Annotated in this window: 19 protein-coding genes and 3 pseudogenes; 12 read left to right on the plus strand and 10 right to left on the minus strand. The window is 60.6% G+C overall.

The window, feature by feature from the left end:
• Window positions 1–53: 53 nt before the first annotated feature.
• Window positions 54–1,259 (plus strand): annotated as a pseudogene (locus WGT02_RS14035) (MFS transporter); the annotation flags it as partial.
• Window positions 1,260–1,320: 61 nt separating this feature from the next.
• On the opposite strand, the gene WGT02_RS14040 reads toward WGT02_RS14035, so the two are convergent.
• Window positions 1,321–1,737 carry a helix-turn-helix domain-containing protein gene (locus WGT02_RS14040; RefSeq protein ID WP_208250173.1) on the minus strand — a complete coding sequence of 139 codons (417 nt, stop codon included), beginning with the start codon at window positions 1,735–1,737 and terminating at the stop codon, window positions 1,321–1,323.
• A gap of 116 nt (window positions 1,738–1,853) precedes the next feature.
• On the opposite strand from WGT02_RS14040, the gene WGT02_RS14045 reads away from it, so the two are divergent.
• On the plus strand, window positions 1,854–2,741 hold the full coding sequence (locus tag WGT02_RS14045; protein WP_208250172.1) for an SDR family oxidoreductase: 888 nt from the start codon (window positions 1,854–1,856) through the stop codon (window positions 2,739–2,741).
• 57 nt (window positions 2,742–2,798) lie between these two features.
• Here WGT02_RS14045 and WGT02_RS14050 read toward each other — a convergent pair whose 3' ends face one another.
• Window positions 2,799–3,551 carry a pyridoxine 5'-phosphate synthase gene (locus WGT02_RS14050; protein WP_024313551.1) on the minus strand — a complete coding sequence of 251 codons (753 nt, stop codon included), beginning with the start codon at window positions 3,549–3,551 and terminating at the stop codon, window positions 2,799–2,801.
• A gap of 413 nt (window positions 3,552–3,964) precedes the next feature.
• On the opposite strand from WGT02_RS14050, the gene WGT02_RS14055 reads away from it, so the two are divergent.
• Window positions 3,965–4,651, plus strand: coding sequence for a MerR family transcriptional regulator (locus WGT02_RS14055; protein ID WP_208250171.1), 687 nt, complete (start codon window positions 3,965–3,967; stop codon window positions 4,649–4,651).
• A 16-nt stretch (window positions 4,652–4,667) separates the two neighbouring features.
• Here WGT02_RS14055 and WGT02_RS14060 read toward each other — a convergent pair whose 3' ends face one another.
• A complete protein-coding gene (locus WGT02_RS14060; protein ID WP_024313553.1) occupies window positions 4,668–5,795 on the minus strand; it encodes an ATP-dependent RecD-like DNA helicase in 1,128 nt (375 codons plus the stop codon).
• A gap of 147 nt (window positions 5,796–5,942) precedes the next feature.
• Between WGT02_RS14060 and WGT02_RS14065 the strand changes: the two genes are divergently transcribed.
• The 3 genes from WGT02_RS14065 to WGT02_RS14075 are packed head-to-tail and all read left to right on the plus strand — an operon-like array spanning window position 5,943 to window position 7,628.
• Window positions 5,943–6,323, plus strand: a complete 381-nt coding sequence (locus WGT02_RS14065) for a hypothetical protein (RefSeq protein WP_024313554.1) — start codon at window positions 5,943–5,945, stop codon at window positions 6,321–6,323.
• Window positions 6,324–6,333: 10 nt separating this feature from the next.
• Window positions 6,334–6,849 carry an RNA polymerase sigma factor gene (locus WGT02_RS14070; protein WP_208250170.1) on the plus strand — a complete coding sequence of 172 codons (516 nt, stop codon included), beginning with the start codon at window positions 6,334–6,336 and terminating at the stop codon, window positions 6,847–6,849.
• Window positions 6,846–7,628, plus strand: a complete 783-nt coding sequence (locus tag WGT02_RS14075; protein WP_024313556.1) for an anti-sigma factor — start codon at window positions 6,846–6,848, stop codon at window positions 7,626–7,628. Before WGT02_RS14070 ends, WGT02_RS14075 begins: the two co-directional genes overlap by 4 nt.
• 3 nt (window positions 7,629–7,631) lie before the next feature.
• Here the strand turns inward: WGT02_RS14075 and WGT02_RS14080 are convergent, their stop codons facing one another.
• Genes WGT02_RS14080 through nthA form a run of 3 tightly spaced genes read right to left on the minus strand, consistent with a single transcriptional unit; the run spans window position 7,632 to window position 9,221 of the window.
• Window positions 7,632–8,003, minus strand: a complete 372-nt coding sequence (locus tag WGT02_RS14080) for a nitrile hydratase accessory protein (RefSeq protein WP_208250169.1) — start codon at window positions 8,001–8,003, stop codon at window positions 7,632–7,634.
• Entirely contained in the window at window positions 7,990–8,649 is a 660-nt protein-coding gene (nthB, locus tag WGT02_RS14085) for a nitrile hydratase subunit beta (protein WP_208250168.1), read from the minus strand. Before nthB ends, WGT02_RS14080 begins: the two co-directional genes overlap by 14 nt.
• Window positions 8,646–9,221: a nitrile hydratase subunit alpha gene (gene nthA / locus WGT02_RS14090; RefSeq protein ID WP_210363634.1), complete on the minus strand. Its 576-nt coding sequence runs from the start codon at window positions 9,219–9,221 to the stop codon at window positions 8,646–8,648. The genes nthB and nthA overlap by 4 nt, the downstream gene beginning before the upstream one ends.
• 149 nt (window positions 9,222–9,370) lie before the next feature.
• Here nthA and WGT02_RS14095 point away from each other — a divergent pair.
• Window positions 9,371–9,922: pseudogene (locus WGT02_RS14095) on the plus strand (SDR family oxidoreductase); the annotation flags it as partial.
• Here the strand turns inward: WGT02_RS14095 and WGT02_RS14100 are convergent.
• Complete coding sequence (locus tag WGT02_RS14100; RefSeq protein WP_208245192.1) at window positions 9,907–11,022, minus strand: IS630 family transposase; 1,116 nt, start codon at window positions 11,020–11,022, stop codon at window positions 9,907–9,909. The pseudogene WGT02_RS14095 and the gene WGT02_RS14100 overlap by 16 nt on opposite strands.
• Window positions 11,023–11,050: 28 nt before the next feature.
• Here WGT02_RS14100 and WGT02_RS14105 point away from each other — a divergent pair, with 28 nt between their 5' ends.
• From WGT02_RS14105 to WGT02_RS14115, 3 genes and pseudogenes are all read left to right on the plus strand, one after another.
• Window positions 11,051–11,335, plus strand: coding sequence for a LexA family transcriptional regulator (locus WGT02_RS14105; protein WP_225039569.1), 285 nt, complete (start codon window positions 11,051–11,053; stop codon window positions 11,333–11,335).
• A gap of 31 nt (window positions 11,336–11,366) precedes the next feature.
• Window positions 11,367–12,131: pseudogene (locus WGT02_RS14110) on the plus strand (DoxX-like family protein); the annotation flags it as partial.
• A complete protein-coding gene (locus tag WGT02_RS14115) occupies window positions 12,131–12,607 on the plus strand; it encodes a DUF2269 domain-containing protein (RefSeq protein ID WP_208250166.1) in 477 nt (158 codons plus the stop codon). The pseudogene WGT02_RS14110 and the gene WGT02_RS14115, both read left to right, overlap by 1 nt.
• Here the strand turns inward: WGT02_RS14115 and WGT02_RS14120 are convergent.
• The gene (locus WGT02_RS14120) at window positions 12,599–13,192 is read right to left on the minus strand and encodes a LysE family translocator (RefSeq protein ID WP_208250165.1); all 594 of its coding nucleotides are present in this window, start codon (window positions 13,190–13,192) and stop codon (window positions 12,599–12,601) included. The two genes, WGT02_RS14115 and WGT02_RS14120, sit on opposite strands and share 9 nt — an antisense overlap.
• 160 nt (window positions 13,193–13,352) lie before the next feature.
• Between WGT02_RS14120 and WGT02_RS14125 the strand changes: the two genes are divergently transcribed.
• Window positions 13,353–14,201 carry an aldo/keto reductase gene (locus WGT02_RS14125; RefSeq protein WP_024313563.1) on the plus strand — a complete coding sequence of 283 codons (849 nt, stop codon included), beginning with the start codon at window positions 13,353–13,355 and terminating at the stop codon, window positions 14,199–14,201.
• A gap of 34 nt (window positions 14,202–14,235) precedes the next feature.
• On the opposite strand, the gene ilvN is transcribed toward WGT02_RS14125, so the two are convergent.
• Together ilvN and WGT02_RS14135 are read right to left on the minus strand one after the other, a co-directional pair.
• Window positions 14,236–14,808: an acetolactate synthase small subunit gene (ilvN, locus tag WGT02_RS14130; RefSeq protein WP_024313564.1), complete on the minus strand. Its 573-nt coding sequence runs from the start codon at window positions 14,806–14,808 to the stop codon at window positions 14,236–14,238.
• A 25-nt stretch (window positions 14,809–14,833) separates the two neighbouring features.
• Window positions 14,834–16,627 (minus strand): acetolactate synthase 3 large subunit, encoded by a 1,794-nt coding sequence (locus WGT02_RS14135; RefSeq protein ID WP_208250163.1) that lies wholly within the window; start codon window positions 16,625–16,627, stop codon window positions 14,834–14,836.
• Between the two features lie 346 nt (window positions 16,628–16,973).
• Between WGT02_RS14135 and WGT02_RS14140 the strand changes: the two genes are divergently transcribed.
• Complete coding sequence (locus WGT02_RS14140) at window positions 16,974–19,064, plus strand: ATP-binding protein (protein WP_208250162.1); 2,091 nt, start codon at window positions 16,974–16,976, stop codon at window positions 19,062–19,064.
• Window positions 19,065–19,074: the final 10 nt, after the last annotated feature.

Genomic DNA, 19,074 nt, shown 5'->3' on the forward strand with positions numbered 1-19,074 from the left:
CGCCTCAGCACGCAACCTTTTTTAATCATCCGATAGCCCCACCGGAGCCCATTATGAGCCTTTCGACCACCACGCGGGAAACCGTCGCGCCACAGACGATCTCGCCGTTGATGACGTTTCTTTTCGCTGCCGCGTGCGGGCTCGTCGCGGCCAATCTCTACTACGGCCAGCCGCTCGCAGGCCCGATCAGCGCCTCCCTCGGCTTCACACCGGCGGCAACCGGCCTGATCGTCACCCTGACGCAGATCGGCTATGGTCTCGGCCTTCTGCTGATCGTTCCCCTCGGCGACCTGCTGGAAAACCGCAGACTTGTGCTGACCCTCATCGCCGTCTCTGCCGTCGCTCTCGTCGGCGCGGCTCTATCGTCGACTCCACCCACGTTTCTCCTGGCCTCGTTGTGCATCGGCCTCGCCTCGGTCGCCGTCCAGGTGCTCGTTCCCTTTGCCGCCCACATGGCGCCGGACGCAAGCCGTGGCCGCGTCGTCGGCAACGTCATGAGCGGGCTGCTGTGTGGCATCATGCTGGCGCGCCCCTTCGCCAGCTTCCTTGCCGAGGCGACGTCCTGGCACATGGTCTACTTCGTCACCGCTGCCTTGATGATCGCGCTCGTCGTCATCCTAAGGGCTAACCTGCCAGTGCGTGTTCCTCACACCCAGCTGAGCTATGGCAAGCTGCTCGCCTCTATGGCGGACCTCGCCCTCCATTCGCGGGTTCTCCAGCGTCGCGCACTTTATCAGGCCGGCATGTTCGCTGCTTTCAGCCTGTTCTGGACCACCACGCCCCTGCTTCTGGCAGGCCCGGAATTCGGGCTAACGCAGAACGGTATTGCCTTGTTCGCGCTGGCGGGTGCTGCCGGTGCCATCGCTTCGCCGATCGCCGGACGCCTGGCCGACCGCGGCCTGACCAAGGCTGCCTCAACGCTGGCGATGCTGCTTGGAATGTCGGCCTTTCTCATCAGCCACTTCTCGACGGACGGTTCGCCGACGGCGCTGCTGTTGCTGACGGCGGCGGCGATCCTGCTCGATTTCGGCGTCACGACCAATCTTGTCTGCGGACAGCGTGCCATCTACGCGATCAGCGCCGAGCATCGCAGCCGCCTGAACGGTCTCTACATGGCGACGTTCTTTGCCGGTGGAGCGATCGGATCGGCCGTGGGCGGCTGGGCTTATGCCACCGGTGGTTGGACGATGACTGCCTGGATCGGCTTCTCGTTCCCGGCTTTCGCGTTCCTTCTCTTCCTGACGGAAGGTCGCGGTCAGCGTCTGAGACTGCCTGCTGACCGCGACCTTCCTGACGGAAGGTCGCGGTCAGCAGGCAGTCTCAGACGCTGGCTGAGTCGAACCTGAGCCGGGCGGCGCGAACCGCATCATGGTTTCCTTCCGCCCAGTTCAGCAGCAGTGCGAGGGTGCCGTAGAGCGAGCGGCCAAGATCGGTCATGCGATACTCGACACTCGGCGGCTTGGTCGGAAACACCTCCCGCTCGATATAGCCGTCACGCTGCAGATCTCTTAGCGTCTGCGTCAGCATGCGCTGCGAGATGTCAGGGATCATCCGCCGCAACTCGCCGAATCGGTATGGACGCTGCGACAACGCCTCGAGCATCAGCGTCGACCATTTGCCGCCGATCTGCTGCATCATGTCCCGGACCGGGCAATTGCTGAAGTCGAGCTTGCTGAGATCGACTTCACGACGAATGCCGGGTGCCTTGTTCTTCAGGTTGACGACGGCGCCGCTCATCCTTGGTTCCCTTTTGGTAACGTAGAGCGAAAAAACTGCCTTCTTTACAGACGCCAGTCAATTCCTAATCTAGAGCTACTCTCTTTTTGAGACTGCAACGAACCTAGAGGAAAGACATGAGCGAGACCATTCTCATCACCGGCGCCGCCGGCCAACTCGGCCAGAAGGTCATCCATCATCTGCTCGAGACCGAAAAAGTTCCGGCGGCAAACATCATCGCCGCAACGCGCGATCCCGCCAAGCTCGCAGATCTTGCCGCCAAGGGTGTCATCGCCCGCAAGGCCGATTTCGACGACGCCGCCTCGCTCGAAGCTGCCTTCAAGGGCGTCGATCGGCTGCTGATCATCAGCACCGACGCGCTTGCCGTCCCCGGTCAGAGGCTCAAGCAGCATAAGGCAGCGGTGGATGCAGCGGCCAAAGTGGGCGTGATCCATATCGCCTACACGTCGATGCCCTCGCCGGACAAATCCCTGGTGACCTTCGCGCCGGACCACCTCGGCACCGAGAATGCCATCAAGGCAACGGGTATTCCCTACACGATCATTCGCAATGCCTGGTACATGGACAATTATCTCCACGGCATGCCGCATAATCTCCAGTCCGGAAGCTGGTACACGGGCAGTGGCGAAGGCAGGGTTGCCAACATCTCCCGCGAAGACTGCGCGCGGGCGATCGCGGCAGCTCTTGCCTCAAGCACAAACGAAAGCGTAACCTATACACTGACCGGCGCTGAATCCCTGACAGCTGACCAGATCGCCGCAACAATCGCTGATGCCGTCGGAAAGCCGCTGAAGGCCATGAAAGTCACCGATGAGCAGCTTGGCCAGGGCATGCGCGGCGCAGGTCTGCCCGATTTCGTCGCAGACATGCTGGTCTCCGCCGACGCCAACATCCGCGCAGGCAACTTTGATCTGGCGACAGCCGATTATGAGAAGCTGACCGGCAAGAAGCCTGAAACGCTTAAGGACTTCTTCGTCGCGCACAAGGCCGCCCTCATCGCTTGAACCGGTCAAGGAAGCCCGCTTCGCACCACCGGAGCGGGCTTTCGCCTATTCGCGGTCTTAGATCTTCTGGCCGCACGCCCGGCAGAACCGCCGGACCGTTTCGGCCATGCCGAATTCAAGCGCATCGGCTGTCAACCCATGCCCGATGGATACCTCGGCGAGGTTCGGAATGCGCTTTACGAGCGGCGGCAAGTTCGCCACCGTCAGATCGTGCCCCGCATTGACGCCGAGGCCGATCGCTAGCGCCGCATCCGCTGTCTTGCCAAGCGCCTCAAGGATCGGCCCTGCCCGTTCGGGCGACCCGAAGCACCCGCCATAAGGACCCGTATAGAGTTCGATCCGGTCAGCGCCGACCGCCTTGGCGATCGCGAGGGCCTCGGCGTCCCCGTCGCCATCGGCGAACAGCGATACGCGCGTGCCCGTCTTCTTCAGCCGCGCAATCACCTCTACCAGAAAGTCCCGGTGTTTGCGGAAATCCCAGCCATGATCAGAGGTTGCCTGCGAAGGATCGTCCGGAACCAGTGTTACCTGCTCGGGTGCCGCACCGGCGCAGAGTTCAAGAAACTCATCGGTCGGATAGCCTTCGATATTGAACTCGGCGTCCGGAAATTCATCATCGATCAGGTTGCGGATGACGGGCAGGTCGGAGAAGCGAATGTGCCGCTGGTCGGGCCGCGGATGCACGGTCAATCCGCTCGCGCCGGATTGCAGCGCGATCCGCCCCAACCCCTCGATACTCGGCCACGGCAGGTCACGGCGGTTGCGCAGCATCGCGACGGCATTGAGATTGACGGAAAGCGTGGTCGGCATGGCAGGATTCCAATGAAGCGAAGGATGATCGTTTCTAAGCCAATGAGTCGGCACGGGCCAACGAGATTCGTACATGAATGCATGTGAATCTGTGATGACGCGAGTGTTTCACCCATCAGCGCGACGCTGAAAGTACATCTGGTTCGGTCTTCGCGCTTTAAACGATCAAGCGTTTCTCCAACGCTGATTCCTCACGAGAATCGTCATCGCCCGGGCAACTTTTCCCTGCAAATTAAAGGTCACTAATTTTGATACTAACAAAATACGTCAATCACGAGTAACGTAAGCTCTCGATATCGAAGAGAACACCGCCAGTTGCTTCGAGCCTGAACAGAAACGATAAGAGGGAACCCCACTCAGCCGCACCCTTTTGCAATTTGCAGACGCACAATGAGCACAATGGGAGGGACACCATGCAAGAAGGTTACAAGCAGGGGTTCACGTCAGGCCTAGCGACACAAACGCGACCGCGGCACCGTTTCCTCCCTTTAGCGGCCCTCCCCGCCGATTTGCCCCGCGGACGAGTCCCGATCGCCGATATGGCCAATGCCTTCGGCGTTACGCATCGTACCCTGCACTTCTATGAGGAAAAGGGACTGATTTCCGCCAGCCGAATCGGTCTGATGCGCGTCTATGAGCCGGGCGATGTCATGCGCATGGCCGTCATCAACGCCTGCCGCGAGGCGGGTATGGCGGTAGCTGTGATACAGGACCTGATGAACGACCTCGTCGAGGCCGGTTCGCAGGACGCTGCCGAGACTTTGTTTCGCGACGCGCTGGTGACCCGCAAACGCGAACTCAGCGCGGAAATGTCCACATTGCATCGGCAGATGCAGCAGGTGAACGAGCTGCTCGACCACGAAGCAACCGACGATCAAACGCTCAACGACAATCAAGGCGGATCGCCACTCACGGATCAGGAGTTGCGGTGTCTGGCACTGATGGCTGCAGGGCTTTCCACGCAGCGCATTGCACGCACCCTCGACCTTCCAAATGACGATGCTCAAAATCTCGAATCCGGCATCATCGTGAAATTCCGCGCCAACAACCGCTTTCAGGCCATTGCCCAGGCCGTCATGCTGGGTGTCGTACAGGTCTGACTGCAGGCGGCAAGCCTTAACGCACGATCGTCAGCGTCTCCGCTGCGCGCGTTATTGCGGTGTAGAGCCACCGCTCGCGCGTGTCGCGGAACGCCCAGCTTTCATCGAACAGCACGACGTTGTTCCACTGCGAGCCCTGCGCTTTGTGAACCGTCAGCGCATATCCATAATCGAATTCGTCATAGCGCTTGCGCGTGTTCCAAGGGATTTCACCCTCGACGTCCTCGAAAGCCTGCTTCAGCAGTTTGACCTTCGCCGCGCCGCGATCCATGTCGTCGTCTTCAGGCCGGATCAACAGGTTGATGCCGGGCTTTGTCGTCTCCTTGGACGACGTCATGACCTGCCAGAGCGAGCCGTTGAGCAAGCCCTTTGCCGGATCGTTGCGCAGACAGACCAGCTTGTCGCCCGTTTGCGGGTATTCGGTATTAAAGCCCTTCAACTCGCGAAGGCGCTGATTGTACCGACGTCGCGTTCTGTTGGTACCGACGAGCACCTGATCGGCGTCAAGCACCAGCGACTGGTTCACGTCGCCTTTTGAGATGACCTGCGCAGTGCCATAGTCGCCGTAACTAACTTCGTTGCCCTCACGCACCTGCATAGCGAGCTGGATGATCGGATTGTCGCGAGCCTGGCGGTGAATATCCGTCAACAGATAGTCCGGCTCCTGATTTGTGAAGAACCCGCCGCCGGAAACGGGAGGCAACTGCCCCGGGTCACCGAGCACCAGGATCGGGGTGCCGAAGCTCATCAGGTCCCGGCCGAGCGCCTCGTCCACCATCGAGCATTCGTCGACCACGATGAGGGCGGCCTTGGCCACCGGACTCTGCCGGTTGATAGAAAACATCGGAGCGATGGAGGTCTTGCCCGTCTCCTCGTCCTCGACGGCTTCCTCGCCGCGCGGACGATAGATCAGCGAGTGGATCGTCTTCGCATTGCTGGCACCCCGCGACCGCAGCACCTGCGCCGCCTTGCCCGTAAACGCGGCAAACAGCACTTCACCATCGACGTGCTCCGCGAAGTGGCGCGCAAGTGTGGTCTTGCCCGTGCCGGCATAGCCAAACAGGCGGAAAAGCGGCGACCGCCCTTCCTTCAGCCATTTAGAAACGGCCTTCAGGGCTTCATCTTGTTGCGGAGCAAATTGCATCGTGGATCGACTTGGCAGGATTCGCCGGGGATAGGCAACCCTGAAAATCCGAGCGGATTGAGGATCGCATGGGAATAAAACCGGCGCCGATCGTGTCTCATGTCTGGCAACGCAATCAAGCGTGCCCAACACGTGAGGAGAGAGCCCATGAAATCCGCAACGATGCTGATCGCATTTGCCATTGCATCCGCCGCCACAACGTCCGCATTTGCGGCCCCGCCCGTCAAGGCCGTAAAGTCCACCAAGGGCGAGGTTCTTGCCGGCGAAAACGGCATGACTCTCTACACGTTCAAGAAGGACAAGATGGGCGTTTCCAATTGCTACGACGACTGCGCCAAGAACTGGCCGCCGCTGATGGCCGCTAGCGGTGCGAAGCCTGAGGGTGCATATTCGATTGTCGAACGAAAAGACGGCAGCAAGCAGTGGGCCAAGGACGGCATGCCGCTCTATTTCTGGGTGAAAGATAAGAAGATGGGCGATATCACCGGTGACGGCGTCGGCGGCAACTGGGATCTCGTCAAGCCGTGAGCGAACCGACTTGAAGACACCAGGTCACGACACGTTCGAGGGCCAGATCCTGGCCCTCCTTCCCTCGCTGAGGCGTTACTCGCGGAGCCTCACCCGCTCCGATGCGGAAGGCGAGGACTTGCTGCAGGACTGCGTCGAGAAGGTGTTCGCCCGCCGCGGGCAGTGGCGGGGGTTGAACCTGCGCGGCTGGGTGCTGACGATCATGACGAACCTCTATCGCAACAGTTACCGCCAGACCGGTGGCGCGCCATTCGTGGAACTCGACAGCGCCGAGGACATCGTGTCGGTGGATCCAGCCCCAGATCCGTTGGAACGTTCGCGGCTGGAGGACGCCGTGAACAGTCTTTCCGAGGAGAACCGCTCGGTGCTGATGCTGGTCGTCATCGAAGGCTATACCTATCAGGAGGTTGCAACCGCGCTCGATATCCCGATCGGCACCGTTATGTCGCGTCTGTCACGCGCACGCCAACGGATAGGAGAGCGCATGAAGGCTGACAATGTCATTACGCTTCGGAGACCGAAATGAATGAGATCAACCAGACCGTGACCGAAGCGGATCTTCATGCCTACGCCGACGGGCAGCTTCCCGAACAAGCACGGGCGCGCATCGAGGCGTGGCTCAGTGACAATCCGGACGATGCCGCCAGAGTGGCGGAATGGACGGCACAAAATGCCGAGATCCGATCGCTTTTTGCAAGCTACGAAATGTCCAGGGATACGGACATTGAGCTTGTCACGGGCCGTAGTAAGCGCGCAAGCTGGCCGAAACGATTGGCCATGACAGCCGCAATCGCCGGCATTTTTGGTCTTGGGGCTCTGAGCGGCCACTACGGCCCGGCGCTGTTTGAAAAGCCGAATCTGCAACTGACGGAACTCGAAACGCTTCCCAATGAAGCCCGCAACGCCTTCCTGGTTTACGCCGGTGAAGTCCGTCATCCCGTCGAGGTCTTTGCCAATGAGGAGGCTCACCTCGCTACCTGGCTCGGCAAGCGGCTAGCCGTTCAGGACCTCAAGGTTCCGAACCTGCAGGAACTCGGCTTCAAGCTGGTCGGCGGTCGCCTGTTGCCCGTCGACGGCAGCCCGGGTGCGATGTTCATGTACGAGGATCAGGCAGGCGAACGCCTGACGGTACTCGTCGGGCGCAACGCGGATAACAGATCGACCAGTTTCCGCTTTGCCTCATCCGGCAATGTCGAAACCTTTTATTGGATCGATGGCGAACTCGGCTATGCCGTGACCGGCGAGGTCTCGCGCGATGTACTGAGAAAGGTCACGGAGGAATGCTACAGGCAGTTTCCGTCCTGATCTTCAGTGCAGCGGATCATTGGCAAGCTCGATCGGCTTGCCATGCGGCGTCGCCTCCGCCGCCCGCTGCCAGCTTTTCTGCAGATCGAGGATCATGTCGGCGTCAGCGACGCCGAGTTTGACGAGGATCGCAGAAAGCGCGGCCACCCAGCAATCGAAGTAGTCGCCGCCGTCCTCGGCGCGGCCGGGTTGGTGCAACTCCCGGGACAGGGTCTCCGCCCACTCGCCCCAGGTAAAGATGCCTTGCTCGTGCAGATGCACCGTCATAGCAAAGGCTTCCGCAGCCCATGGCTCAGGAAAAACCGGCTCGCCATCGGACGATTTGGGCAGTTGCGGCGATTGCGCCAGCGGCGAGCGCATCTCACACTGGCTCAAGATAGTTCTCCCAGGCATCGATCGACACGCTGAGGGTCGGATCGGCGCCTTCGCCCCAGATCTCGCCGCCACCGAACACGACCGTATAGACCCATTGTGGATTCTCGCCTTTCCCGTGCGCGTTGTCGTCAGGAAAGACAAAGGAGCCCTGAATCGCTTCCACCACACCGGATTTTGAACGGGCATAGCGCGGCAGCCGCGTATGTGTCGTCGGGCTGAAATTTCTGGTTCGGACCCTGTCACCTTCTGAGAAGCGGGGCGGGATCGCCACCGGTCGGTCACAAGGACCGCCCTTGGCGATCACGCCCGCGACCATGTCTGCCTTGAGGACGCGCTTCGGCGTCGCTCCGTCCGTCTGCTTGTGGCCGGCATCGATCTCGTCGGCCGTCACGAAGCCATGGCGCTGCAGCAGCACCTCAAGCGCCCGCATCCAGATCTCGTAGTAGCTCGCGCCAAGATAATTCGCTGGCGGGATGCTTTCGCGGGCATGCCGGCTCTCGTCGATATTCCAGGCGCCAAACGCACCGCTGGAAAGCGTAAGTCCAAGCGCCCGTTTCTCCCACCGCGCATGGAAATACGGCTCGTTCTTCTCGGGCGCGACTGGGCCGAAGCCCATCTGACCGCCAAGGTCGTGAGGGCCGTTCATGGCGCAACTCCCGCCACAGCCGCGAGACCCGTCCCGATCATCGCGTCGCGGCTGACGAGACCGGCAAGCTGCTCCTCGCTCCACCCTTCTGTGCCTTCCGGTCGCTCGGGAATGACCAGATAACGCAGCTCCGCAGTCGAATCCCAAACGCGGATCTTCTTATTCTCCGGCAACATCACGCCGAATTCAGCCAGCACGCCGCGCGGATCGATGACCGCCCGCGAGCGATAGGCGGGGGCCTTGTACCAGACCGGCGGCAGGCCAAGCACGGACCACGGATAACAGGAGCAAAGCGTGCAGACGACGAGATTGTGCGTATCGGCGGTGTTGAACACCGCGCGCATATGCTCACCCTGACGGCCGGTATAGCCGAGGCTCGCGATGGCGGTCGTCGCATCACGCCGCAACCCCTCGGCAAATTCAGGATCGCTCCAGGCCCTGGCAACGACGCGCGCCCCGTTGCGCGGGCCGACTTTCGTCTCGTAGGTCTCCACGATCGCATCGATAGCCGCCGGATCGATCAGCCCCTTCTCCGTCAGGACCGTCTCAAGCGCCTTCACCCGCGCATGCATGTCGGTGTAGCGGTTATCGTGGTCGTGATGGTGATCGTCGTCGTGCACGAGATATCCTCCTCCGCCAATCTGCGGCTATCTTTAGGCTCTTGCTTGGGTCTCGCCAAGACATTCTATGCCGATGCAACTTTTCGGTTAAGTTCGATGCCATGAACATCCTGATTCTCGGTGCGACAGGCTTTATCGGTTCGGCGACAACAGCCCGCCTGCTGGCGGATGGGCATCGTGTGACCGGCCTCGGACGCACCCCATCGCGCGCGCGCCTGAAATTGCCAGATATCAAGTGGATAGCGGCTGATCTGTCGAAAATGCTGCGCGCAGAAGATTGGAGCGCCATCATTGAAGGTCATGACGCCGTCGTCAATTGTGCCGGCGCTCTGCAGGACGGCCTTGCCGACGACCTGGCGGCGACACAACACAAGGCAATGCTGGCGCTCTACGCCGCCGCACAGCAAGCGCGCCCTCTCATTGTGCAGATATCCGCACGGACCAACGGCGCCGCCGGCGACCGACCGTTCCTGACAACGAAACGTCAGGCTGACGAAGCGCTCGCGGCAAGTGGCCTGCCTCATGTCATCCTGCGCGCGGCCCTCGTCCTCGGCCGCAACGCCCATGGTGGTTCGGCCCTGCTGCGCGCCCTCGCTGCCCTGCCCTTCAGCATCCCGCTAGTGCCGCGCCACAGAGATTATGACTCTTTGACGGGGTAAGCTTTGCGGAGCTTTTGGCGGGCTTTTTCGGTTGTGAACATCCATTGGATCTTTGCGCCATTAGCGTTGCGTTGCTGCTCCCAGGCTGCGACTTCGGCGATTATGGTGTCTTTATTGTCGATACGACGGTCGAGGCATTGGCTGCGCAGGACACCGATCTCGATCTCGACCATGTTGAGCCAACTGGCGTGCTTGGGCGTGTGGTGGAACTCCAGTCGCTTCAGCACCCTTCGAGCCTCCGGGGCTGGAAATGCGTCGTAAAGCGCCCCGGCGGAATGGGTGGAGAGGTTGTCCATCACCACGCGGATGATCGGGGCGTCGGGATAATCGACGTCGACCAGTTCGCGCATGCACTGGGCGAAGTCTTGGTTGGTTCGCCGATCGGTGACCTTCACCCTGCGCCAGGGCTGGTGGGCGTCCATGAAGACAAACAGATTGACCGTGCCGTTTCGGCGATACTCGCAGTCGTAGCGTTCAAGCTGGCCAGGCTTGGCCGCAATGGGCTCGCGCACTTCGCCGATGAGTTGGGTCGGGCTCTCGTCGAAGCAGACCACGGGCCTTTGTGGATCAGGCGTCTCTGCGTAGAGGTCGAGAACATCCTCCATGCGCGCGACGTATTCCCCATCGAGCTTTGGGATGCACCACATGTCTTTGCGCCAAGGTTTGAGATGATTCTCAGCCAGCCGGCGACGTACGGTCTCCGAGGACAACTCGTCATGATCGGTGAGTCGGACCATCTCATCGGCCAGAAGCTCCAGGGTCCAGCGGGCTCGCCCGGGCGGCGGCTTTGAGCAGGCGGTCGCCACCAACAGCGCCTCCTCCTTGCTCGATAGCTTGCGCTCAACACCCGGGCGCGGTTCTTCACTGAGCGCGCCTTCCAGATTGGCTTCCACAAACCGGCGCTTGGTCCGGTAAATCGTCGATCCGCTGACGTTCAAGGTTGCCGCGATCACCTCGTCGCTGAAGCCTTCGTCCGCCGCCACCAGGATCTGGGCGCGCTTGATCTTGCGCGACGCATGGCGTCCCCCGCTCAACAAAACGGCCAGTTGATCACGTTCCGATTGGCTAAGCTCTACGTGAAACTTTATATTCATCGACACCTCCTTCAGCGCGGAGACGCAGATGAATCCGAAAATGAGTCCCTCACTTGACCCGCAAGCCGCAACGGCAAGACATGGCCTTACGCAAGTCCAAGGCCAGTACCTGGCCTTCATCTACGCCTACAGCCGCATCTTCAAACAGCCTCCGGCCGAAGCCGACATGCGTCGCCACTTCGCCGTTACGGCTCCGTCTGTTCACCAGATGGTGCTGACCCTCGAGAAGGCAGGATTTATATCCCGCGTGCCAGGCGCAGCACGCAGCATCCAACTTCTCATCCCACCAGAAGACTTGCCCATTCTACGATAACCCAACCCGTCATAATCTCTGTGGCGCGGTACTAGTTCATGCAGCAAGTCCGATTGCAGCAGTCGCGCTTGATGACGTCGCGGCGGCGGTAAGCAGCGCTGTGGCGGGACAGTTCCCATCCGGCGCTGACGCGGATCTCGCATCGACCGAGCAATTGACGCTCGCCAAACTCGTCACCCTCCACCGGCAATGGCTGGGTTTGCCGCACGCAAATGTGGTTTGCCTGCCTGCCATCGCTTCAAGGCCGGTCACCTGGCTCGCAGACGCTGCCGGTTGCCTTGGATGGCGTTCACCCTTGCGCTCCACAGCCATGGCCGTCATGGCTGAAGGCATCCAACCAAGCGCCGGCAGTGACCCTGGTATTGCTACAGCGTCGGCGCGGGACATCCTGCGCATGAACCCGGCCGGCGTGCAGGATCTTTGGTTTGCCAGGCTCTATCTCCTGAAGCCGCTGATGATTGGCACTCTGTCGATCTTCTGGCTGCTGTCGGGTTTTCTGCCGCTGCTTGATGTTCAACGTGCTGCCACACATTTCCTACCCCTGCTGCAGGCAGGCCCTGCCACGTCGCTGACCGTCCTCACCTGCCTGATCGATATGCTGCTCGGTGCGGCTGTCCTCGTCCGGCCACTCGCCCGCCGAGCCATGCACGGCATGATGTTGGTATCGCTGGCCTATCTTGCTGGTGCCACTATCGTCGAACCTTCCCTGTGGCTCGATCCGCTTGGACCTTTGGTAAAAGTCCTGCCGTCGCTCGTGCTGACGCTGGCCACCCTCGCCATTCTGGATGAAAGATGATGCTCGAACAGTTGCTGCTGCTGGCACACGTGATCGGCGCGACCGTCCTGTTTGGCACGGGCGCCGGCATCGCTTTCTTCATGGTGCTTGCACACAGGACGCGGGATCCGAAGCTGATCGCTCATGTCGCAGGAACCGTCGTCATCGCCGATGCGCTGTTCACGGCGACAGCCTCAGTTCTCCAACCGGTGACAGGCTATCTACTGGCGAGACTGATGGGCTGGGAACTGACGGAGGGCTGGATCGCCCTTTCATTGCTTCTCTACGTCTTTACCGGCCTTTTCTGGCTACCGGTCGTGGGTATTCAAATCCGTATCCGAAATCTTGCCCGCGCGGCCATCGCGGAGCAAACAGAGTTACCCGCGGCTTATTTCCGGCTTTATCGCATCTGGTTTACCTTTGGATTTCCGGCGTTCTTCGCAGTGATCGGCATCCTGTGGCTAATGCTCAACAAACCGACGATCGCACTATTTTAGCATTGGCCAGAGGCTGAGCACCAACAATACGGCCATCGTGATGTTGAACCATTTGAGCCGTACAGGATCCGACAGCCAATCGCGCAGGGCCGAGCCGAACCCTGCCCAAGTCGACACGCTCGGAACGTTGACCAGCGCGAAGGCGAAGCCGACGATCAGGACGCTCGCGAGATAGATGTCCGGGATCGTATAGGTCGCCATCGCGGTCACCGCCATGACCCATGCCTTGGGATTGACCCACTGGAAGGCTGCCGCCGACAGGAACGACATCGGCTCCACGCCGCTTTTGCCTTCGCCAAGAGTACGCGATGTCGCGATCTTCCAGGCGATCCAGGCAAGATAAGCGCCACCGGCAAACTTCAGCGCCGTATAGAGCGCCGGCACCGTATGCAGCAGTGCCCCAAGTCCGAATCCTACGCCGATCAGCAGAGAGAAAAAACCTGCCCCGATGCCCAGCATATGTGGAACGGTGCGGCGGAAACCGAAGTTCACGCCGGATGCGAACAGCATCATGTTGTTGGGGCCTGGCGTGATCGATGTCGTGAAGGCAAACAGAACAAGAGCCAGAAATGTATCCAGCGGCATGAGACCTCCCGGAGGCCCGCGGTTGGTTGGCGAGCTCAATTTGATTTAGGTCAGCATAACTGACCTAAATTCGTCATTCCACGTAATCATTGTCATGGTGACAGGATTGGTTGAAAGATTGCCGGGCCGTCCAACCTTCATCGAAAACGGAACGACCATCATGCAAGACGCCGCCATCCCGGTTATCCGCTTCCCGAACGGTATCGAAGTCCCGGCACTTGGCCAGGGAACCTGGAACATGGGCGAGAAACCTTCCGAGGCGAAGAGCGAGATGGAGAGCCTGCGGGCCGGCCTCGACCTCGGCATGACCCTGATAGATACAGCGGAAATGTACGCCGACGGTGGCGCGGAGAGGATCGTCGGCGAAGCGATCCGCGGTCGCCGCGAGGAAGTCTTTCTCGTCAGCAAAGTGTATCCCTGGAACGCCAGCCGATCGGGAACGATTGGTGCCTGCGAACACAGCCTCTCGCGTCTCGGCACAGATCGGATCGACCTCTATCTGCTGCACTGGCGTGGCGACCAGCCGCTGTCGGAAACCGTCGAAGCATTCGAAGAACTGAAGGCATCAGGCAAGATCGGCGCCTGGGGCGTTTCCAACTTCGACGAGGACGACATGAAGGAATTGCTCGGAGTTCCGGGCGGCCGCAATGTCGCGGCCAATCAGGTGCTCTACAACCTGTCGCGCCGCGGCATCGAATACGATCTGCTGCCTTGGTGCCAGGAGCGCCAAATCCCGGTTATGGCCTACTCGCCGATCGAACAGGGGCGGATCCTGCATCATCCGGAACTAATCCGCGTCGCCAAGGCCTACCAGGCAACGCCGGCGCAGGTGGCGCTTGCCTTCCTGCTGGAGCGCGACGATGTGATGGTTATCCCGAAGACGTCGAGCGCTGCCCGCGCAGCCGAAAACCGCGATGCCGTTTCGCTCGATATAACCGACGAGGATTGGGCAGCTCTTGATGCCGCTTTCCCGCCTCCGGCAAGAAAAAAGCCGCTGGAAATGCTCTGATCGCCAACGGCCTTAGATATCACTGCACGGTGACTTACATACCCTGCGAGCCGCGGTTCATCGCTGCAATGCCGGTGCGGCAGACTTCGATGAGGCCGAGCGGCTTCACGATCGCCACGAACTGGTCGATCTTCGATGACTTGCCGGTCAGCTCCAGGATGAAGTGTTCGACGGTCGCATCGACCACCTTGGCATGAAAGGCATCGGCCAGACGGAGCGTCTCGGCACGGGTTTCGCCCTCGCCCACCACCTTGATCAGCGCCACTTCGCGCTCGATCGGCCGTTCCTGACCCAGTTCGCGGGCGCGCACTGTCAGGTCGACCACGCGGTGAACAGGCACGATGCGCTCGAGCTGGGCCTTGATCTGCTCGAGGACGTGGGGCGTGCCGCGCGTCACAATGGTAATTCGCGACAGATGCGCCTGATGCTCAGTCTCGGAAACCGTCAGGCTCTCGATATTGTAGCCGCGGCCGGAGAACAGGCCGATGACGCGAGCAAGGACGCCCGGCTCGTTGTCGACGAGGATTGAAAGCGTGTGGCTTTCGGCTGCCGCCGTTTCCGGTGAAATGAAGTAGGCCGAGCCCGTCGGTTGTAGATGTGCATTCATGGTCTTGGGTTCCTTTTCCCGGAAATCAGACGAGCGCTCGGCCCTTGGCGTCGATGGCATTGGCAACGGCTTCGTCAGTCGCCTCGTCCGGCAGCAGCATCTCGTTATGCGCCTTGCCCGACGGAATCATCGGGAAGCAGTTAGCGAGATTGGCAACGCGGCAATCGAAAATGACCGGCTTCTTCACATCAATCATTTCCTGGATCGTCGCATCGAGATCAGCAGGCTTCTCGCAACGCAGGCCGACGGCACCATAAGCTTCCGCCAGCTTGACGAAGTCGGGCATCGCCTCTGTATAGGAGTTGGACAGGCGGTTGCCATGCAGCAGCTGCTGCCACTGGCGGACCATGCCCATGTACTGGTTGTTCATGATGAAGATCTTGATCGGCGCATTGTGCTGAATCGCCGCCGACATTTCCTGGATGCACATCTGGATCGAGGCATCGCCGGCGATATCGATGACGAGGCTTTCCGGATGCGCGATCTGTACGCCGAGTGCCGCCGGCAGACCGTAGCCCATCGTGCCGAGGCCGCCCGAGGTCATCCAGCGGTTGGGCTTCTCGAACCCATAGAATTGTGCCGCCCACATCTGGTGCTGACCGACTTCGGTTGTGATGTAGGTATCGCGATCCTTGGTCAACGCATAGAGACGTTCCAGTGCGTATTGCGGCATGATGACGTCGTTGCTCTTGGTGTAGGCAAAGGAGTTACGCGCGCGCCAGCGGGTGATATCGGCCCACCAATCGGCGATCTGGCTCTTCTCCGGCTTCTTCGGCAGCGCCCGCCACAGGCGAACCATATCTTCCAGAACGTTGCCGACATCGCCACGGATCGGGATATCGACGCGAACGTTCTTGTTGATCGACGAAGGATCGATATCAATGTGAATCTTCTTCGAGTTCGGAGAGAAGGCATTGAGACGACCGGTAATGCGGTCGTCGAAGCGTGCGCCGATGCAGACCATGACGTCGCAGTCGTGCATCGCCATGTTCGCCTCGTAGGAGCCGTGCATGCCGAGCATCTTCAGCCAGTTCTTGCCGGAAGCCGGATAGGCGCCGAGGCCCATCAGCGTCGAGGTGATCGGGAAGTCCGTCAGCTCGACCAGTTCACGCAGCAGCTTGGTGGCCTCGGGGCCGGAATTGACAACGCCGCCGCCGCTATAGATGACCGGGCGCTTCGCATTCGCCATCAGTTCGACAGCCGCCTGGATCTGATTGAGATCGCCCTGGACCTTCGGCTGATAGCTTTTCTGGATCGCGTGTGCTGCGGGCGGCGTATAGGTGCCGGTCGCAAACTGCACGTCCTTCGGAATATCGACGACAACTGGACCGGGACGGCCGGACTGGGCGATGCGGAACGCTTCATGGATGATGGCAGCCAGCTCGTTGACGTCCTTGACCAGCCAGTTGTGCTTGGTGCAAGGGCGCGTAATGCCGACCGTATCGCACTCCTGGAACGCATCCGAGCCGATCAGCGAGGTCGGAACCTGGCCCGTCAGGCAGACGAGCGGGATCGAATCCATCAGCGCGTCCTGCAGCGGGGTGACGGCATTCGTCGCACCAGGGCCCGACGTAACGAGCATGACACCGACCTTGCCGGTGGAGCGAGCGTAGCCTTCGGCGGCATGGCCGGCACCCTGTTCGTGGCGAACGAGGATATGCTTGATATCGTCCTGCTGGAAGATCTCGTCGTAAATCGGCAGCACAGCGCCGCCCGGATAGCCGAAGATGTGCTCGACGCCGTTGTCCTTCAGCGCCTGGAGGACGATCTCCGCTCCCGTCATCCGATTGCCTGCTGCCTGATTGTCCGTGCCCGTCATGTTTCTTTTCCGTTTTGACTGCTGGGATTTGAGTTTTGTGGTCCGGAAGCCCGAATTTCGGACATAAAAAAAGGCCCCTGAGGGAGCCTGTCATCTAGCGCATGGGTGGCTATCGCCGGATGGTTACACCATCCTGCCCATGCGCCTTCCCACCACGATAAGAGCTACTGCGATTTTCATGGGCCGAAGTGATAGACAGAAAATTTCGCATCGTCAACGCATGCCGCAATAAAAAATCGAGCAGCATCGTACCAGCCGAATGTGTGCGCGAACGGCCCGCCTGTCGCAAAAAGACTTTCTTAAACGTTCGCTCATATCCTTCTTTGCTACCGCAGGGAGTAGCCCTTTGCTGAACAAGGACTTGCACACGTCAGGCAAGGAAGGCGAGCATGACCGCCGCGATGACCAGACCCCGGGCAACCGGCTTCTTGGTCGCGTTGTTGCGTGTAGCGGCTCTCGCGCCACAATCGCCGCCGTCGCCGAAGCCGGCGGCACAGAGCTGGCAGAACTGTGGTCGGTCGGCAGGCTTATTTCCATCAGCGTCGGTCTGAACCGTGTGGTCGCCCTCGTCTACGCGATGAACACCGGCAGCCACAGCTGGGGTGAAGGCGAAGACAACTATTTCCAGATCGAAACCGAACTGCTCGGCGAAGTCCGCGTCGACGGGGATGGCCGCGAGCAGTTCTCCACCGGCATCTCGCGCTATCCCTACCTCGGCGCCGTCGCACACCGCATTCGCTCGGCCGACTTGATGCGCATCTATGATGCCGGCAGCGGAACAACGGCTGTCATCGGCAAGCTCACCCAGGACGAGAGCATTGATGCCGCCCTCCATATCCCTTCGATGCTGTCCAAGCACTTCGCCATCGTCGGTTCGACCGGCGTCGGCAAGTCGACGGCCGTCTCGCTGCTTTTGCACAAGGCGATCGAGGCCGACCCGAAGCTGCGCGTCCTGATCCTCGACCCGCACAACGAATTTGCCGCCGCCTTCCCGACGCACTCCGTGGTCATCGACACCGACACACTCGATCTGCCGTTCTGGCTGATGAAGCTGGAGGAGTTCGCGGAGGTCGTCTTTAGAGGCCGAACTCCCATTCCCGAGGAGGTCGATATCCTGCGGGACCTGTTGCCGGAGGCAAAGCGTGCTTTCCGGGGCAGCGACAGCTCCCTCGTGCGACGGACGACCGAGAAGAGCTCTATTACCGCCGATACGCCCGTGCCCTACCGCATGGCCGATCTGCTCGCACTGATCGATGAGCGCATCGGCAGGCTAGAAGGCCGCAGCGAAAAGCCTCTTCTGCGATCGTTGAAGATGCGCGTCCTCGCCGCCATCAACGACCCACGCTACCACTTCATGTTCTCCAGCAATACGATCAGCGACACGATCATGGAGACGGTGGCGGAGATATTCCGCATCCCCGGTGACAGCAGGCCGATCTGCACTTTCCAGCTGTCAGGCATTCCGTCCGAAGTCGTGAATTCCGTTGCGTCAGTCCTCTGCCGCATGGCTTTTGAAATCGCTCTATGGAGTGACGGCGCCATCCACATGCTCGTCGTCTGCGAAGAGGCGCACCGTTACATTCCCTCCGACCCGACTCTCGGCTTCGTCCCAACGAGGCAGGCAATCGCCCGCATCGCCAAGGAGGGCCGCAAGTACGGCGTATCGCTGGGGATCATCACCCAGCGCCCCGGCGAACTCGACCAGACGATCCTATCGCAGTGCTCGACGCTCTTTGCCATGCGCCTCGCCAATGATCGCGACCAGGAGATCATTCGCTCGGCCATTCCGAACTCATCCATCTCCACGACAAGTTTCATTTCCTCGATCGGCAACGGTGAGGCGATCGCCTTCGGCGAAGCAATCAGCGTTCCGATGCGAATGCGCTTCTCGCGCGTCGACGAACGCTACCTGCCCAAGGCCAACGGCGCCAACGTGAAGGTAAGCGAAGAGGATCCTGACAACGTCGACCTGCGCAAGATCGTGACGCGCATGCGCGCCGTGAGCGGTCCCGATATTTCGGCGTTCCAGCAGAGCTATTCATCCGCGATCCCGAGCGGTCCCTATGAGGACGAAGACGACTATGGTGACGACTTCGACGAGCCGGCAGTGTCCCCCTCCTACCCATCGGTGCCAACGGCGGCCCCCTTACCGGCAACGCCGCCACTTGCCCCATTCGAGCCCTACCGCCGCGATATGCTGCCGGGTGCGGGCTCGCAACGCGAGCCTGTAGCCGCCGCACCACGCGCAACTGTCGCGGCACCGCAAACGTCTATCGACAGTCGCCTCGAAGCCCTGAGACGCGAAATCCGTGGAGAAACGTCGCCGGGACAAGGCGACAAGCCAACCGTCGCGGGAAGCATTCGCCGCGAACCCGGCATGTCCCTTCGTGACAGCATACTGAAAAAGCCTCTCAGCAGCATAAATAACAAGGACTAGTGCCGCAGGC

The sequence above is a fragment of the Rhizobium sp. T1470 genome, from assembly GCF_042140505.1.
In the GTDB taxonomy this organism is placed as follows: domain Bacteria; phylum Pseudomonadota; class Alphaproteobacteria; order Rhizobiales; family Rhizobiaceae; genus Rhizobium; species Rhizobium favelukesii.